Source organism: Thiobacillus sp. 65-1402 (genome assembly GCF_001897685.1).
Lineage (GTDB): Bacteria > Pseudomonadota > Gammaproteobacteria > Burkholderiales > Thiobacillaceae > Thiobacillus.
In genome coordinates, this window is record NZ_MKUG01000058.1 from 1 (window position 1) to 14,285 (window position 14,285).

Sequence of the window (14,285 nt, forward strand, 5' to 3'; positions counted from 1 at the left end):
TGGCGCAGTTCGTCGGCTGCTTCCTGGCGGTGCGCCTGCGTGTTGCGAAACTCCGTCTGCAGGGTGTGCAGACGTTGCTTGAGCGCGTCGAGCTCGGATTGCTTGCGTTCGACCTGGTTGGCGCCGGCGCCCAGCGGTCCCAGCAGCGCCAGCAGGACGAGGGATTGTTTGAAGTTCACCCTGCCGAGCTTACCCGAAGCGGGCGGGCTTACTCAAATTGAAGCAGGGCTTCGCCCGTCATTTCAGGGGGTTGCGGCAATCCCATCATTTTCAGCAGGGTCGGGCTGACGTCTTCGAGCGCGCCGGTTTCGGCCAGCGTGGCGCGGCGCCGCCCGATGTAGATGAGCGGCACCAGATTCATCGTGTGCGCGGTATGCGCCTGCCCGGTTTCGGCGTCGCGCATCAGCTCGGCGTTGCCGTGGTCGGCCGTCACCAGGACTTCGCCGCCGCGCGCCAGCTGTGCCTCCACCACCCGGCCCAGGCAGGTGTCGACGGTTTCGATCGCCTTGATCGCCGCCTGCAGATCGCCGGTATGCCCCACCATGTCGGGGTTGGCGTAGTTGCAGACGATGACGTCGTACTGTTTGCCGTTGATTGCCGCGAGCAGTTTGTCGGTGACCTCGAAAGCGCTCATTTCGGGCTTGAGGTCGTAGGTTGCGACGTCGGGAGACGGCACCAACACGCGATCTTCGCCGGGGAAGGAGATTTCCTCGCCGCCGTTGAAAAAGAAAGTGACGTGCGGATATTTTTCGGTTTCGGCAATGCGCAGCTGGCGCAGGCCGAGGTTGGCGACGTATTCGCCCAGGCCATTCTTGATGCGCTCGGGCGGAAATGCGACCGACACGTCGAAGTCGTCGCTGTAGCCGGTCAACGTGCAGTAGGTGGCCAGGCGCGGCGTGACTTCGCGTTCGAATTCGCTGAAATCGGGTTCGATGAACGGCCGCGACAGCTGCCGCGCGCGGTCGGAGCGGAAGTTGAGAAAGATCACCGCATCGCCGTCTTCCATCTTCACCGGCTTGCCGTCGGGCGGCAGGATCGCCGTCGCCTTGATGAATTCGTCGGTCTCGCCGCGCGCGTAGGCGGCCTCCAGCCCGGCCAGCGGATTGTCGGCCCGGAACTCGGCACGCCCCTGCGTCAGCAAGTCATACGCGGATTTGACCCGTTGCCAGCGGCGGTCGCGGTCCATCGCATAGTAGCGGCCGATCATCGACGCGATGTGGCCGACGCCAGCCTGTTCGGTTTTTTCGATCAGGCGGCGCAGGTAGGTTTCGGCGCTTTTCGGCGGCGTGTCGCGGCCATCCAGAAACACGTGCAGACACACCTTGCGCAGTCCTTCGCGCGCCGCCAGTTCCAGCAAGGCATGGAAGTGCGACTCGTGGCTATGCACTCCGCCGTCCGACAGCAGGCCCAGCACATGCAGGGTCTTGTCCTGGTCGCGCACCCGATGCACTGCATTCAGCAGCGCCGGGTTGGTGTAGAAATAACCGGACTCGATGGCGTGGTCGATGCGGGTGAACTCCTGATACACCACGCGTCCCGCGCCGATGTTGAGATGCCCCACCTCGGAATTCCCCATTTGCCCCTTGGGCAGCCCCACTTCGGACTCGGAAGCGTGGATCAGGGTGTGCGGATTATGCTTCCAGAACCGGTCCCAATTGGGTTTGCTGGCTTGCGCGATCGCATTGTCCGCGCGCTCCGCGCGGCAACCGAAACCGTCGAGAATGAGAAGGAGAACCGGCGAGGTCTTCATGAAAAAATTTGTATAACCTGACTCGTTTTCATGGGATTATTTTAATATATGCGTGATTGCTAATCTATACGCAATGCAACATGTTGCTTCAAAATGCGGTATCACGCGGGTTTCAGCAAAAAACCGCGCCGCGTCAGGGTACTACACGAACAGGATCGAGGTAATGAATATGGCAGCCGATTGGGACGAAGTGGACCTCATGGACAAGGACGAGCACATCGAACAGGCTTCGCGTGCGATGAAAGCCATGTCGCATCCGCTGCGTCTGAAAATCCTTTGCGTCCTGGGCGACAAGGAGGTCAGCGTGCAGGACATCGTCGACCACGTCGGCACCTCGCAAAGCAATATCTCGCAACACCTGGCCATCCTGCGCGACAAGGGCGTATTGCGTACCCGCAAGGATGCCAACCGGGTGTTTTATCGCGTCGGCGACACCCGCACGCTGAAGCTTCTGGGGATGATGCGCGACGTTTTCTGCGGTTTCACCAAGTAACCAGCCAGTCGACACCCCGGGCCCGGCCACGCGCAGACGTGCCGGGCTTTCGTTTTATGGTGCGGCATTGCATCCGCCGCGCGGCGGCGGCGGTGGATCGGAGCCCCCTTGTGGGGCATACTTGAAACCTGCCGCAAACCTACCATCCGGGCTGAAAAAACGGCCCAAATTATTGAATCAAATGGTAAATTAGATTACTCTAATGGACCGTTTCACGGAGTCGCATCTGTGCTGAACCCCGCTCGTCTACTTGCCTGCGTCATCCTTGTCTCTCCCGCCGCCTGGGCCGCCCTGCCTTTCGCCGTTGCCCCGGTGCAATACCAGATGACCGACAGCGGCTACTCCACCGAAGCCACGGTTGAAGCCGTCAAGCAATCGACCGTCGCCGCCCAGGTGTCGGGACGCGTGGCAGCGGTCAATTTCGATGCCGGCGATTACGTCAAGGCGGGCTCGGTGATCGTGCGGCTGTCGGCGCAGGAGTTGTCCTCCGCCGTGGCGGGCAGCCAGGCGCAAGTGGCGCAGGCCGCCGCCACGCTGGCCAACGCACGCGCCAATTACGAGCGCCAGCAGCAGCTGTTCCAGCAGAAATTCATCAGCCAGGCCGCGCTCGATCGCGCCACCGCCGAATTTCGCGCGGCCGAAGCGGCCGCCCGCGCTGCCCGAGCCGGGGCAGGGCAATCCGCAGCAGTAAGCGGCTACACCGTGATTACCGCACCATTTTCCGGGGTGGTCGCCGCCCGCCACGTCGAGGTGGGGGAAACCGTGACGCCCGGAAAGCCCTTGATGACCGGCTTCGACCCCAAGGACATGCGGGTGATTGCCAACATTCCCCAGTACAAGCTGGCCGAGGTGAAGGCCGCGCCGCGTGTCGCGATTGAAATCCCCTCGCTCGACAAATGGATCGACGCCGTCGGCGTCACCGTGCTGCCGTCGGCCGATGCCGCCACCCACACCGTCAAGGTGCGCATCGACCTGCCGACCGGCCTGGAAGGCGTCATCCCCGGCATGTTCGCGCGGGCGCATTTTTCGGTGGCCAGCGCGCGCAAGCTCAGCATCCCGGCCAGCGCCGTGGTGCGCCGCTCCGAAATCACCGCGGTCTACGTGGTGAACCGGGACCAGGTGAGCCTGCGGCAGGTTCGCCTGGGCATGCCCCAGGCGCGCGGGCAGGTGGAGGTGCTGGCCGGCCTCAACCCGGGCGACATCATTGCGCTCGAACCGGTCAAGGCGGGGATTTACGCCAAGAGCGCCGCCAACCCGTCCGCCAAATAAGCAGGAGTGCGCATGGGACTCTCCGGACGCATCGCCCGTTTCTTCCTCACGTCCCAGCTCACCCCGCTGATCGCGCTGATCGCGGCCCTGCTGGGGCTGTTCGCCATCCTGGTCACGCCGCGCGAGGAAGAGCCGCAGATCAACGTGACCATGGCCAACGTGTTCATCCCCTTCCCCGGCGCCTCGGCGAAGGACGTGGAAGCGCTGGTGGCCACCCCCGCCGAGCAGGTGCTGTCGCAGATCTCGGGTATCGAGCACGTCTATTCGGTCTCGAAGCCCGGTATGGCGGTACTGACGGTGCAGTACCTCGTCGGCCAGGACCGCACCCAGGCACTGGTGCGGCTGTACGACGCCATCCAGGCCAACCGCGACTGGGTCTCGCCCGAACTCGGGGTCGGCGAACCCATCATCAAGCCGCTCGGCATCGACGACGTGCCCATCGTCACCGTCACCCTGTGGACGCGCGACGAGACGCGCGGCGCCTACGAACTGGAGCAGGCGGCGCACGCCGCGGAAATCGAGCTGAAGCGCATCGCCGGCACCCGCGAGGTCACCACCGTCGGCGGCCCCGGCCGCGCGGTGCGGGTGATGATGGATCCCGACCGCATGGCGGCATTCGGCATCTCGCCGCAGGACATCCGCGACGCCCTGCAGGTCGCCAACGCGGCGCAGCCATCCGGCACGCTGGTATCCAACAACCAGGAAATCCTGGTGCAGACGGGCACCTTCCTCACCGGCGCCGAAGACGTCAGGCAGCTGGTGATCGGCGTCGCGCAAGGCCGTCCGGTCTACATGAACGACATTGCCAGCGTCGTTGCCGGCCCCGACCAGCCCACCCGCTACGTCTGGCACGGCCCCGGCGCAGGCGGCGCGCACCAGGCCGACAAAGGCCAGACCTATCCGGCGGTGACGCTCGCCATTTCCAAAAAGCCGGGCGAAAACGCAGTCGACGTCGCGGAAAAGGTGATTGCCCGCGTCGAGGCCCTGCGGAACAGCGTGCTGCCCGAAGGCATCGAAGCCAGCGTCACCCGCAACTACGGCGCCACCGCCGACGACAAGGCGAAGAAGCTGATCCAGAAGCTGATCTTCGCCACCGCCTCGGTGGTGCTGCTGGTGCTGTTCGCGCTCGGCCGCCGCGAGGCGCTGATCGTCGGCGCGGCGGTGCTGCTGACGCTGGCCGCCACGCTGTTCGCCTCGTGGGCATGGGGCTTCACGCTCAACCGGGTGTCGTTGTTCGCGCTGATCTTCTCGATCGGCATCCTGGTCGACGACGCCATCGTGGTGGTGGAAAACATCCACCGCCGCATGGGACTCGACCACGACGGCCTCGCAGCGATCATTCCGCGCGCGGTCGACGAAGTCGGCGGCCCGACCATCCTCGCCACCCTCACCGTCATCGCCGCGCTGCTGCCGATGGCCTTCGTCTCCGGCCTGATGGGGCCGTACATGAGCCCGATCCCGATCAACGCCTCGATCGGCATGCTGATCTCGCTGGCGATCGCCTTCGTCGTCACCCCCTGGCTGGCGCTCAAGCTCATCCGGCAGGACGCGCACACCAGCCACGGCGGCGAACCCAGGCTGCTCGGGCTGTTCCGCACCCGGCTGACCCCCTTCCTGCGCGGCCTCGAAGGCCGCGGCGCGCGCCGCAAGCTGTGGCTGGGCATCGGCCTCGCCATCCTGCTGTCGGTCGCGCTGCCGGCGGTGCAGCTGGTGATCCTGAAAATGCTGCCGTTCGACAACAAGTCGGAATTCCAGATCATCGTCGACATGCCGGTCGGCACGCCGCTGGAGAAAACCGCGCAGGTGTTGAGCGAAATGGGCACGGCCGTCGCGCAAGTGCCCGAAGTCACCGACTACCAGGCCTACGCCGGCACCGCCGCGCCGATCAACTTCAACGGCCTGGTGCGGCAGTATTACCTGCGTTCCGGCCCCGAAGTCGGCGACCTGCAGGTCAACCTGATCGACAAGCACGACCGCGACCGCAAGAGCCACGAGATCGCGCAGGCGATCCGCCCGGCGGTCGAGGCGGTCGCCAGAAAGCACGGCGCCGACGTCAAGGTGGTCGAAGTGCCGCCCGGCCCGCCGGTGATGTCGCCGATCGTCGCCGAAATCTACGGCCCCGATTACGACGCGCAGATCCAGGTCGCCAAGCAGGTGCGCCGCGTGTTTGAGCAGACCGAGGGCATCGTGGCGATCGACGACACGGTGGAGGACGACGCCCAGCGCTTCGTGCTGCGCGTCATGCAGAACAAGGCGGCGATGGCGGGGGTGGCGCAGAAGGATATCGTCGCGGCGATGCGGATGGGGCTGGCTGGCGAGAACGTCACCCCCATCCACGGCAGCGGCGCCAAGTACGAGATTCCGGTGCGCATCACGCTGCCGCCGGAGCGCCTCAACGGCATCGACGAACTGCTGAAATTGACCGTGCGCGGCAACGACGGCCATTTGATCCCGTTGTCCGAGCTGGTGGAAGTGATGCCGAGCGCGCGCGAAAAGACCATCTACCACAAGGATCTGCTGCCGGTGGTATTCGTCTTCGGCGACGCCGGCGGCAAGCTGGATTCACCGCTGTACGGCCTGTTCGGCATGCGCGCGGAATTGAAGGACAAGGCGCTGGAACAGGGCGGCACGCTGGCCGAGTATTTCATCCGTCAGCCGGCCGATCCCTACGCCGGATTCAGCCTGAAGTGGGACGGCGAATGGCAGGTGACCTACGAAACCTTCCGCGACATGGGCATCGCCTATGCCGTCGGGCTGATCCTGATCTACATCCTGGTGGTGGCGCAGTTCAAGAGCTATCTGACGCCGCTCGTCATCATGGCGCCGATCCCGCTCACCATCATCGGCGTGATGCCCGGCCACGCCCTGCTCGGCGCGCAGTTCACCGCCACCTCGATGATCGGGATGATCGCGCTGGCCGGCATCATCGTGCGCAACTCCATCCTGCTGGTCGATTTCGTCAACGAGCAGGTGCGCGGTGGCATGGACTTCCAGGAAGCGGTCATCCAGGCCGGAGCCACCCGCGCCAAGCCGATCGTGCTGACCGGGCTGGCGGCCATGATGGGCGCCTTCTTCATCCTCGATGACCCGATTTTCAGCGGCCTCGCGGTGTCCCTGATTTTCGGCATTTTCGTCTCCACCCTGCTCACGCTGGTGGTGATTCCGGTGCTGTACTACGCCGCCAATTACCGTAAATTCTCATCTTTGAACCAGGAGTTACCTCATGACCGTTGAACGTATGGTCCGCATCATTGCCGGATTTTTCATCATGCTGTCGCTGGCGCTGGCGCATTTTTCCGGCAGCGTCGATATGAGCCGGCTGTCGTGGCTGTGGTTCACCGCCTTCGTCGGCTTCAACCTGTTCCAGTCCGGCCTCACCCGTTTCTGCCCGCTGGACATCATGCTTAAAAAAGCCGGGGTCAAACCGGGCTGCGGCCTGTAAGCGGAGACATTCATGGACATGCAATTTCTGCAGGACAACTGGATGCTGGTGGCGCTGGCGCTGGTGTCGGGCGCCATGCTGGCCTGGTCCTTCATCGGCGGCAAGCTGTCCGGCGTGGAGCAGGCCGACACGCTGAAAGCCACCCGGCTGTACAACGACGACGCGCTGGTGCTCGACGTGCGCGAGGACAAGGAATACGCGGCCGGCCATATTCCGAAAGCCAGGCACATTCCGCTCGGCCAGCTGGCCGGCCGCCTGCAGGAACTCGACAAATTCAAGGGCAAGCCGATCCTGGTCGCCTGCCGCAGCGGCCAACGCTCGGCGCGTGCCTGCGGCATGCTGAAAAAAGCCGGCTTCGAAACCGTGTACAACCTGGCGGGCGGCATCATGGCGTGGGAACGCGCCAACCTGCCCGTCACCAAGAAATAAGGAACCCCCATGGCTAAAGTCGTGATGTATTGCACCGCCGTCTGTCCCTATTGCGTGGCCGCCGAGCGCCTGCTCAAAAGCCGCGGCGTGACTGAAATCGAGAAGATCCGCATCGACCTCGACCCGGCCAGGCAGGACGAAATGATCGCCCGCTCCGGCGGCCGCCGCACCGTGCCGCAGGTGTTCATCGGCGACACCCACGTCGGCGGCTTCGACGACACCTCGGCGCTGGACGCGGCGGGCGAACTGGTGCCGCTGCTCGCCCGTGCCTGACGCGCACGCTTGAGTTTCCGGCGCACGCCCCCACCTTGAAGCGAAGACCCTTCGCTTCAAGGAACCCCGATGGAACTCGCCTGCCCCCACTGCCTCGCCGTCAACCGCGTGCCGGACGACCGCCTGGCTGACGCACCCAAATGCGGCAAGTGCGGCGCGCCGCTGCTGCCCGGCAAGCCGGTCGACCTCACCGCCGCCAGCTTCGATCGCTTCGTCGCCCGCGCCGGCCTGCCGGTATTGGTCGATTTCTGGGCCGACTGGTGCGGCCCCTGCAAGATGATGGCGCCGGTATTCCAGCAAATCGCGGCCGAGATGGGCACGCGCGTGCGCTTCGCCAAGGTCGACACCGAGGCCCACCCGCAGGTGTCGATGCGCCACCACATCCGCGGCATTCCCAGCCTGATCCTGTTCAGGAACGGCGCCGAGGCGGCGCGCACCTCGGGGGCGATGGATGCGTTCGCACTGAAGCGCTGGCTGGCGTCGCAAGGCATTCAATAAGCGCGTGTAAAATGCACAGCATCCCCGGAGCGCAGGCTCCGGTTTTCTTATCCAGGGAGACATCATGGCCGACGAACAACAACCCGTATTCAATATCGAAAAACTCTTCGTCAAGGATCTGTCGGTGGAGGTACCCAACGCCCCCGCCATTTACCTGGAACGCGAAGCGCCGCAGATCGACGTCAACATGTCGACCGAAAGCCATGCGCTGGACCAAGACCTGTACCACACCAGCATCACCGTCACCGTCACCGCCAAGATCGGCGACAAGACCATGTTCCTGGTCGAATGCTGCCAGGGCGGCATCTTCCGCATCCAGAACGTGCCGCAGGATCAGCTGCCGATGGTGCTCGGCATCGGCTGCCCCAACATCGTCTTCCCCTATCTGCGCGAGACCGTGTCCGACGTGGTGATCCGCGCCGGCTTCCCGCCGCTGCTGCTGAACCCGGTCAACTTCGAAACGCTGTACCTGCAGCAACAGCAGCTGCAGCAGCAACAGGCTGCCCCCGCGCAGACGCATTGAAATTGCGACTGCGCCCCTCCGGCTGGCTACCCGCGGCCGGCCTGCTGCTGGCCCTGGCGCACCCCGCCGCTGCGCTGGAATACCGCAGCACCGGGCGCGCCGCCCTGCTGTACGACGCGCCTTCGGCCGCTGCCGGCAAAGTCGCCGTCGCCGGCAGCGGCCTGCCGCTTGAAGTCATCGTCGACACCGAGGCCTGGGTCAAGGTGCGCGACCACAGCGGCCGGCTGGCGTGGATCGAGAAAGCCGCCCTCGGCGGCGCAAGAACCGTCATGGTCAAGGCCGAATCCAGCATCGTCCGGCAGCAGCCGCGCGCCGACGCCGAGATCGTGTTCCGTGCCGCGCGCGGCGTCCTGCTCGAAGTCACCGGCGATATGGACAGCTACGGCTGGCTGCCGGTGAAACACGCCGGCGGCCTCAGCGGCTGGCTGCCGGTGCACGAGGTATGGGGGCGATGAAACTGTCGGTACTCGGCGCGGGCGCCTGGGGCACCGCGCTGGCGGCCAGCTGGGCGCCGCACCACCGCGTCACCCTGTGGGGACGCAACGCGGCCGAGCTCGATGCCATGCAGGCGAGCCGCGTCAATGCGCGCTATCTGCCCGGCTGTCCGCTGCCGGACACGCTGCGCTTCAGCCCGGACTTCAACGCCGTCGTCGGGGACGCCGAACTCCTCGTCGTCGCCGTCCCCAGCGGCGGCCTGCGCCCCACGCTGGCCGCGCTCGCCCGGCATCCCGGGCTGCCGCCGCTGGTCTGGATATGCAAGGGATTCGAGCCCGGCAGCCGCAAGCTGCCGCACCAGCTCATCGCCGAACTGCTGCCCGGGCACACGCAAACCGCCGTGCTGTCCGGCCCCAGCTTCGCCCAGGAGGTCGCGCAAGGCTACCCCACCGCGCTGACGCTGGCTGCCCACGACACCGCGCTGGCGCAGCGCCTGTCGGCAATGCTGTCCGGCCAGCGCCTGCGGCTCTATGCGCATGACGACGTCATCGGTGTCGAAATCGGCGGCGCACTGAAGAACGTCATGGCCATTGCCGCCGGCATCTGCGACGGCCTGCAGCTCGGCCACAACGCCCGCGCCGCCCTCATCACCCGCGGGCTGGCCGAAATGACCCGGCTCGGCGTCAGACTCGGCGGCCGCTTCGAAACCTTCATGGGGTTGTCCGGCCTCGGCGACCTCATCCTCACCACCACCGGCGACCTCTCGCGCAACCGCCAGGTCGGCCTGCGGCTCGCGCGCGGCCAGCCACTCGCCGCCATCCTCGCCGAACTCGGCCACGTCGCCGAAGGCGTCACCACCGCACGCGAGGCCGACGCGCTCGCAGCCGAACGGGGCGTCGACATGCCGATCACCCGCGCCGTCTGCCGGATACTGTTCGACGGCCTGCCTGCCGCGCAGGCGGTCGATGCCCTGCTGAACCGGGAAATCAAGGCCGAGTTCTGAGGCGCAGCCAGGCGGCCTCCACGGCCTGAATCGCGCTGAAAGACAGCGAAGCATCACTCCCGGATCAGTCTGGCCAGGCCCGCATAGTCCCCATCAAAATGATGGCCGCCTGGCAGCGTCACGCTTCTGGCCAGCCCGGCATCGAGTTGGGTGCACAGGCTGTCGTGCTCTTCCGAGCCATGCACGCACTCCACGGGCAGGCCGCCAAGCCGGGCGATTTCACTGGAGACCTCCTGGCCGCCCTCGGCACCGCCCAGCCAGTCGGCGAGCTTGAATTCAAAATGCGCCCGGGTGCCCGGCCCCAGCAGGACAATTTTCTCGATGTGTGCCTTCAGCTCCGCCGGCAAGCGGCTTGCCAGAAACGGCAGCACTTCCGCCCCGAAGGAGTAGCCGATCAGGATAATCCGCTGCCGCTTCAGCGCGGTCCGGTAATACTCCATCACGCTGGCCAGATCCCTGGCCGCCGCATCCGGCGTGCGCGGGTTCCAGTAATACTGCAGGGAATCCCAGCCGATCACCGCCACGCCCCTTTCCGCCAGGGCGGCTGCGAGCCCCCGGTCGAGGCCCGCCCAGCCGCCATCGCCTGTGAGCAGAATCGCCAGCGTGTCGCCGGGCCGGCCGGCAGCGACTTCCACCAGCGGCAAATACCCCACCCCTTTCGCCGCCCGGAGAGGCACGCCGGGCGCTGGCCGCGAGAAGGCCGCGAACGCGGCCTTGAACTGGGGCATCCAGTTGCGCGGCACGGAAAAGCCGTGCCCCACCCTGGGAAGGCGGACCAGGCTGCCGCCCGCCACTTTACCCACGTAAGCCGCCGTGGCTGCCGGCGCGCAGACCTGATCCTGGTCGCCGTGGAGCACCACCCACGGGTCGGCCAGACGGGCAACGGGATCGAACACCTGCCCCAGTCCAGGATCGACTTTGTAGCTGAGGCCGGCTCCCCTGCACATGGGCTTGCGCAGCATCAGATCCGGACAGAACCCCAGGCTGACCGCGCCCGAGAAGGTGCCGGCCGGAGCCTGGGCCAGGGTGGCATAGGCCAGGGTGGCACCCGAGGAATAGCCCACCAGCACGGGGCGGTGGAACTGCCGATAGCCCAGTTTTTTCTGCACGAACTGGCCCAGGGCCTCGAAATCCCCCGCCGGGTAGGCGCACTTCTGCTGGCCCGCTTCCACGGATGCCAGGTAATGCCGGATATCGATCCCCACGACCAGGGCATCGAGTCCGGCCAGTTCACGGGCCATGTCGATCACGCCCAGATTCCAGCCGCCGTCGCCGGAGATGAACAGCACGACCCGATCCGGCTCCGCGGACGGGGAATAGAGCGTGACGTTGCCAAAGCGGCCGAACGCCAGGGTGGATTCGACGAGGCTGCCCGCCCCCCAGCCGGAACCGGACAAGGCCAGCAGGAATGCGATTCGGATGAGCTGGCGAAACACGTGCTGCGGCTGGCTGTTCATTCGGGCTCCCGTCAACGGCTGAACACGCCCCGGATGCCTCCGGCGATCAGGGCCGCCACGTCCAGCAGGACGGTCGGCAAGGCCAGCCCGCCGGGCACGGCCAGGTACTTCGGGCGCCAGGCGGGCGAGAACTTTTCCTTGTAGGCGCGCAAGCCCTCGAAGTTGTAGAAGTACTCCCCCTGCCGGAAAATCAATGTCCCCAGGCGGTGCCACAACGGGGCAAGGGGATGGGACTCCAGGCCGGACAGGGGGGCCATGCCCAGATTGAAATGGGCGTAGCCCTCGCGGCTGCCCCACAGCATGAGTTCGATAAAAAGATAGTCCATGACGCCCTTGGGCGCCTCGGGCAGACGACGCATGAGATCGATGGACAATTCCTGCCGCCCGGCGGATGCCAGGACGTTGGCGAAGGCCACGACGCGCCCGTCCAGGCGCACCAGCGCACAGGGGAAATGGGCGAGATACGCGGGCTGGAAATAGCCCAGTGCAAACCCTTTTTCCCGAGTGTGCTTCTCTGCCAGCCAGCTATCCGAAATCCGCCTGAGTTCGTCCAGGAGCGCCGGCACCGCCGCAGGCGGCACGACCTCGAAGCTGAGTCCGTCCCGCTGGGCGCGGCGATGGGACTGGCGCAGCTCCTTGCGCGCCGCTCCCTCCAGCGAGAATCCGGCCAGGGAAACCATGCCTTCCTCGCCCAGCTTCATGGCGGTCAGACCCAGATCCAGGTAGAGGGGCAGGTTTTCCGCATCGACCTGATAGAAGACGGTGCGTCCGCCATGGCGATCCGCCATCTCGCGGAACCGCCAGACCAGCGCTTCGCGCGCGCGCTCCGGCCCGACCGGATCGCCCATGGCGATCCAGCTCTGGCCTCGCACCTGATACATGATGAAAGCCTCTCCGGCCGGGCTGAACAGCAGGCGCTTGTCGCCCAGCAGGGCGAGGGCGGCGTCGCTCTGCGGGGCGGCGGCGACGATGCGGGCAGCCTGTGCCAGATCCTGTCCGCTCGGCCTGCCGGGTTCGGGCGGCGCCGGCCGCAGCAGATGCAGCAGCGCCAGGCCGCCCCCCGTCAAAACCAGCAACAGGGACGCGCGCAGGAAGCGCGGGGCATCGCCCTGCAGGGCGAACTGCCACCACAGCTCATGGGAATAATCGACATGCTTGAAGGAGAACAGCCCCAGCCAAACGGTGGCGGCCAGCAGCAGCGCGACCGAGAGCATCCAGCCCGGCGAGAAACGCCGGGCAAAGAGGGAGGCGGGCCGATTGAAGGCGTCACGCCCCAGCCAGAGCATGCCCAGGACCAGCGTGGAAAGCAGCGCCTCCTCGTAATCCAGGCCTTTGGCCAGGGAGGCCAGCGCGCCGAGCGCCAGCAGCCAGAAGGCCAGATGGTAGGCTGCATCGACCCGGCGATGCAGCGCCCGCGCCAGGATGACGAGGCCAAGGCCGGCCAGGCTGCCCAGCAGATGCGAAACCTCCAGCAGCGGCAGGGGCACGAAGTCCTGCAGCAGGGACAGCCGTTCGGGGAGCGCGGGCGTGCTGCCGGACAACAGCAGCAGCGCCCCGGCGATGAAGGTCGCGCTGCTGACCGTCACCGGCGCCAGCCAGCCGAAAACCTGGCGCATCGAATCCAGGCCCTGGGCAAGCGCGGCACGGCGTGCCTGCACCAGCTTTCCGGCAACCAGCAGCGCCGCCACCGCCAGCGGGGCCAGATAGTAGATCGCACGATAGGCCAGAATGGCTGCCAGCAAATCTTCCTGCGGCACCGCCGGCAGGGCCAGCAGCAGCACCGTTTCAAACACCCCGAGCCCGGCCGGCACATGGCTGACGATGCCCGCCACCACCGCCAGAACGTACACGCCCAGAAACGCGGGGAACGACACGGCCGCTTCCGCGGGCAAAAGCCAGAAAAGGGCGGCGGCGGCGCACCCCAGGTCGGCCACGGCCAGGATCAGCTGGCCCACAGCGATGCCGGCGCCAGGCAGATGCCACTGCCAGCTGCCCAGCCGGACGGGGGCGCGGCGCAACAGGCCGAAGCCCAGATAAAGGGCAACCAGGGCAAGCAGCAGGGCGCCGATGGCGCCTGTGCCGTCCGCGGACAGGTGCAGCAGCCGCCCGCTCTCCGCCGGTTCAAGGAGCAGCGCCAGTCCGGCGGCAAACGTCACGCCCACGGCGAAAGTGAGCCCGATCAAGGCCACCAGCCCCGCCACCTCGGTGGCCGCGAGCCCTGCGGCCGTGTAAAGGCGCAAGCGCACCGCTCCGGCGGAGAGCATGGCCATGCCCAGGTTATGTCCCACCGTGGTGGCGATGAAGGCGTTCAGCGCCACGCGCGGATAGGGCAACGCGCGGCCCAGGTGGCGCAGGGCCAGCATGTCGTAGCCGGTCAGGGCGAGGTAGCTGCCGAGCGTGCCGAGCCCCGCCAGCAGCAAGTCGCTGACGGGCACCCGGTCAAGGGCCTGGCGTATTTCGGCGAGATGGGTATCCGCCAGTTCCCGATGCAGCATCCCCAGTGCGGACAAGAATAGCGACAGGCTGAAAATGGCCGCCCAAAGATGCCGGCGCCGATAGAACGCGTCCTTGAGATTCGCGAGAGCATCTTTCAAGGGATCGGGCATGTATCCAATGGGCGATGCTTCATCTTAGGCCAATCGAGGCCGGCCGTTCACTCGCGCATCATGGCAAACCCGGATCCCTCCGGTATTTCGATGTTGGCCCGCTTGCG

At 66.2% G+C, this 14,285-nt stretch carries 13 protein-coding genes; 10 read left to right on the forward strand and 3 right to left on the reverse strand.

Annotated features, from left to right (window positions below; translation table 11 throughout):
* Nucleotides 1-208: 208 nt before the first annotated feature.
* Nucleotides 209-1,750: a 2,3-bisphosphoglycerate-independent phosphoglycerate mutase gene (gene gpmI, locus BGO62_RS04565; protein ID WP_296639735.1), complete on the reverse strand. Its 1,542-nt coding sequence runs from the start codon at nucleotides 1,748-1,750 to the stop codon at nucleotides 209-211.
* Nucleotides 1,751-1,913: 163 nt separating this feature from the next.
* Between gpmI and BGO62_RS04570 the strand changes: the two genes are divergently transcribed.
* The 10 genes from BGO62_RS04570 (at nucleotide 1,914) to BGO62_RS04615 (ending at nucleotide 10,115) form a co-directional block, all read left to right on the forward strand.
* Entirely contained in the window at nucleotides 1,914-2,243 is a 330-nt protein-coding gene (locus BGO62_RS04570; RefSeq protein WP_296639737.1) for a metalloregulator ArsR/SmtB family transcription factor, read from the forward strand.
* Nucleotides 2,244-2,471: 228 nt separating this feature from the next.
* Nucleotides 2,472-3,512, forward strand: a complete 1,041-nt coding sequence (locus tag BGO62_RS04575) for an efflux RND transporter periplasmic adaptor subunit (RefSeq protein ID WP_296639739.1) — start codon at nucleotides 2,472-2,474, stop codon at nucleotides 3,510-3,512.
* Between the two features lie 12 nt (nucleotides 3,513-3,524).
* Nucleotides 3,525-6,746 (forward strand): efflux RND transporter permease subunit, encoded by a 3,222-nt coding sequence (locus BGO62_RS04580; RefSeq protein ID WP_296639741.1) that lies wholly within the window; start codon nucleotides 3,525-3,527, stop codon nucleotides 6,744-6,746.
* Nucleotides 6,736-6,954 (forward strand): DUF2892 domain-containing protein, encoded by a 219-nt coding sequence (locus BGO62_RS04585; RefSeq protein ID WP_296639743.1) that lies wholly within the window; start codon nucleotides 6,736-6,738, stop codon nucleotides 6,952-6,954. Before BGO62_RS04580 ends, BGO62_RS04585 begins: the two co-directional genes overlap by 11 nt.
* 12 nt (nucleotides 6,955-6,966) lie before the next feature.
* Nucleotides 6,967-7,383: a rhodanese-like domain-containing protein gene (locus tag BGO62_RS04590; RefSeq protein WP_296639745.1), complete on the forward strand. Its 417-nt coding sequence runs from the start codon at nucleotides 6,967-6,969 to the stop codon at nucleotides 7,381-7,383.
* A 9-nt stretch (nucleotides 7,384-7,392) separates the two neighbouring features.
* Nucleotides 7,393-7,656, forward strand: coding sequence for a glutaredoxin 3 (gene grxC, locus BGO62_RS04595; protein ID WP_296639748.1), 264 nt, complete (start codon nucleotides 7,393-7,395; stop codon nucleotides 7,654-7,656).
* Nucleotides 7,657-7,725: 69 nt separating this feature from the next.
* A complete protein-coding gene (trxC, locus tag BGO62_RS04600; RefSeq protein WP_296639749.1) occupies nucleotides 7,726-8,154 on the forward strand; it encodes a thioredoxin TrxC in 429 nt (142 codons plus the stop codon).
* Nucleotides 8,155-8,218: 64 nt separating this feature from the next.
* Nucleotides 8,219-8,677, forward strand: a complete 459-nt coding sequence (secB, locus tag BGO62_RS04605) for a protein-export chaperone SecB (protein ID WP_296639751.1) — start codon at nucleotides 8,219-8,221, stop codon at nucleotides 8,675-8,677.
* Complete coding sequence (locus BGO62_RS04610; RefSeq protein ID WP_296639753.1) at nucleotides 8,674-9,132, forward strand: SH3 domain-containing protein; 459 nt, start codon at nucleotides 8,674-8,676, stop codon at nucleotides 9,130-9,132. The genes secB and BGO62_RS04610 overlap by 4 nt, the downstream gene beginning before the upstream one ends.
* A complete protein-coding gene (locus BGO62_RS04615) occupies nucleotides 9,129-10,115 on the forward strand; it encodes an NAD(P)H-dependent glycerol-3-phosphate dehydrogenase (protein ID WP_296639755.1) in 987 nt (328 codons plus the stop codon). The genes BGO62_RS04610 and BGO62_RS04615 overlap by 4 nt, the downstream gene beginning before the upstream one ends.
* A 53-nt stretch (nucleotides 10,116-10,168) precedes the next feature.
* On the opposite strand, the gene BGO62_RS04620 is transcribed toward BGO62_RS04615, so the two are convergent.
* Complete coding sequence (locus BGO62_RS04620; protein ID WP_296639756.1) at nucleotides 10,169-11,572, reverse strand: alpha/beta fold hydrolase; 1,404 nt, start codon at nucleotides 11,570-11,572, stop codon at nucleotides 10,169-10,171.
* An 11-nt stretch (nucleotides 11,573-11,583) separates the two neighbouring features.
* The gene (mprF, locus tag BGO62_RS04625; RefSeq protein WP_296639757.1) at nucleotides 11,584-14,166 is read right to left on the reverse strand and encodes a bifunctional lysylphosphatidylglycerol flippase/synthetase MprF; all 2,583 of its coding nucleotides are present in this window, start codon (nucleotides 14,164-14,166) and stop codon (nucleotides 11,584-11,586) included.
* Nucleotides 14,167-14,285 lie beyond the last annotated feature (119 nt).

What these genes read in the sequence shown, in the direction of transcription:
- gpmI (WP_296639735.1), bottom strand. Translation starts at nt 1,750, where the DNA reads ATGAAGACCTCGCCGGTTCTCCTTCTCATTCTCGACGGTTTCGGTTGC.
- BGO62_RS04570 (WP_296639737.1), top strand. Translation starts at nt 1,914, where the DNA reads ATGAATATGGCAGCCGATTGGGACGAAGTGGACCTCATGGACAAGGAC.
- BGO62_RS04580 (WP_296639741.1), top strand. Translation starts at nt 3,525, where the DNA reads ATGGGACTCTCCGGACGCATCGCCCGTTTCTTCCTCACGTCCCAGCTC.
- BGO62_RS04585 (WP_296639743.1), top strand. Translation starts at nt 6,736, where the DNA reads ATGACCGTTGAACGTATGGTCCGCATCATTGCCGGATTTTTCATCATG.
- BGO62_RS04590 (WP_296639745.1), top strand. Translation starts at nt 6,967, where the DNA reads ATGGACATGCAATTTCTGCAGGACAACTGGATGCTGGTGGCGCTGGCG.
- grxC (WP_296639748.1), top strand. Translation starts at nt 7,393, where the DNA reads ATGGCTAAAGTCGTGATGTATTGCACCGCCGTCTGTCCCTATTGCGTG.
- trxC (WP_296639749.1), top strand. Translation starts at nt 7,726, where the DNA reads ATGGAACTCGCCTGCCCCCACTGCCTCGCCGTCAACCGCGTGCCGGAC.
- secB (WP_296639751.1), top strand. Translation starts at nt 8,219, where the DNA reads ATGGCCGACGAACAACAACCCGTATTCAATATCGAAAAACTCTTCGTC.
- BGO62_RS04615 (WP_296639755.1), top strand. Translation starts at nt 9,129, where the DNA reads ATGAAACTGTCGGTACTCGGCGCGGGCGCCTGGGGCACCGCGCTGGCG.
- BGO62_RS04620 (WP_296639756.1), bottom strand. Translation starts at nt 11,572, where the DNA reads ATGAACAGCCAGCCGCAGCACGTGTTTCGCCAGCTCATCCGAATCGCA.